2 protein-coding genes and 1 pseudogene are annotated in these 1,703 nt (G+C 72.2%); all 3 read right to left on the bottom strand.

Translation table 11 applies throughout. The features are described 5' to 3' along the window. Positions 1-328, bottom strand: a 328-nt coding sequence (locus tag VOI19_RS19165; protein WP_323794521.1) for a peptide deformylase, incomplete at its 3' end; no start/stop codon positions are given. A 113-nt stretch (positions 329-441) separates the two neighbouring features. Beyond that, entirely contained in the window at positions 442-1,317 is an 876-nt protein-coding gene (locus VOI19_RS19160; protein WP_323794520.1) for a hypothetical protein, read from the bottom strand. 77 nt (positions 1,318-1,394) lie between these two features. Next, positions 1,395-1,703: pseudogene (locus VOI19_RS19155) on the bottom strand (primosome assembly protein PriA); the annotation flags it as partial.

Below are 1,703 nucleotides of genomic sequence, written 5' to 3'. Positions count from 1 at the left end.
GCTCTTCCGATCTGACGACCGAGAGCGCGCGACGGCAGTCGTAGGTCAGGTCGGGCAACGAGAGACAGCCCTCGGGCCCGTCCTGCTCGTCGACCGACAGCGTCAGGTCGGGGTTGACCAGGTGACCGACCTCGCCGTCGACGTTCCAGGTGAAGACCCGCAAACCGACACCGATCTGAGGTGCCGCCAGTCCTGCACCCGGAGCCTCGAGCATCGTGTCGGTGAGGTCGGCGACCAGCGTCCGGAGCTCTTTGTCGAAGTCGACGACCTCGATGGCCTTGGAGCGCAGCACAGGGTCCCCGAACAGGCGGATCGGCTGGATGGCCACAGAACTCCCTCGGTCGACGCTCGGTTGAGGGGCCGCGTTGCCCCGGCGGAGAGTTTAGTGGGCGGGGGCGTCAGGTCACAGGCGAGGGGCGCACGCCGTCCGCCGCTCGGCTGCTAGGCCCCGCACGGGGCGATCCCGGGCAGCACCTCGGCGCCCGCGACGGAGTACAGCGCGCTCCCCTGGGCGAACGAGACGACGGGTCCGGTGGCGCTCAACGCCTCCACCACGCCGTCCGCCGGGACGGCCGCGCACCCGTTGACGTCGGCGAGGACGACGTCGTCGACCGGCCAGTCGATGACCTCCTCGTCGAAGTCGGTCTCCTGCACGAACAGCGCGACCTCGGCCGCCTCGAACGGCACCGTCTCGATGTCGGTGACGGCCTCGAGAGCCGCGTCGACGAATCCGGAGAGCACGAGCCGCGCGTCGCTCTGGTCGTTGAACCCGAGGGCGTAGGCCTCGTGACGCCAGGTGCCGTCGGAGGACGTGACGCTCACCGTGGTGGTCGGCGCGTCGGCGACCTGCGGGCCGTCGGCGTCGGGGCTGTAGTCGGGTGGCGGCGCCAGCAGACCGGCGTCGTCGGCCATTGCGAGCAGCTCCTGCACCTGCGTCTCGTCGAGCTGGGCGACGTTCATCGGGATCAGGCGCGACGAGTCGAGGTCGGCCGGCGGGACGAACAGCCGGCCGTCGCCGGTGAGGAGCAGGGCCGGCTGGCGGGTGAAGGTGTACTCCACCGGGGCGTAGCCTCCCCCCGTCTCGATGCGCAGGAGCACGTCCTCGGCGCCAGTGGGGTGGTCGATGCCTGCGGGTTCGCTGGTGCCGGTGTCGGTGTCGTTCTCGACCTCGGCGGACGGCGTGCCGACCGGGTCGGCGGCCACGTCGGAGTCGCTGCCCCCGCAGCCGGACAGGACCAGGAGCGAGACGGCCGCCGCGGCGAGCGTGCGGACGCGGACACGGGCGCGGACACGGGGTCGGGAGCAGTGAGTCGTCATGGTGATCCGACGATACGGCGCTTTAAACGGTTCCGGGTCGAGCGACACCAGCGGCCGCGACTGGGCGACCGGGTGGTTCAGACGCTGGTCGGATCCACCCGGACACGGACGGCGTCCAGCTTGCGGCTCGACCGCACCCGCTGCAGCTCGCCCAGCGCGCGGGCCAGCTCGGCCCCGTGCGTGCGGGGCGTGCGCAGGACCAGGCGCTCCTCGTCGTCCCCGCTGGGCACCGGTCCGAGGACCTCGACGTACGCCGGTGGCGCGAGCAGCGTGAGCACGTCGTCGACCGCCCCGGGTGCGCCGGTGATCGTCGCGAGTCGCACGGCCGGGGGCAGCCGGGCTTCCTGCCGCTCTTCCGACAGCCGACGCGCCAGTCCGGACTGGTC

This window comes from Nocardioides sp. (assembly GCF_034670285.1).
Taxonomy (GTDB): Bacteria; Actinomycetota; Actinomycetes; order Propionibacteriales; family Nocardioidaceae; genus Nocardioides.
Note: the sequence above shows the minus strand (reverse complement) of the source record. Positions and strands in the feature narration are given on the sequence as shown.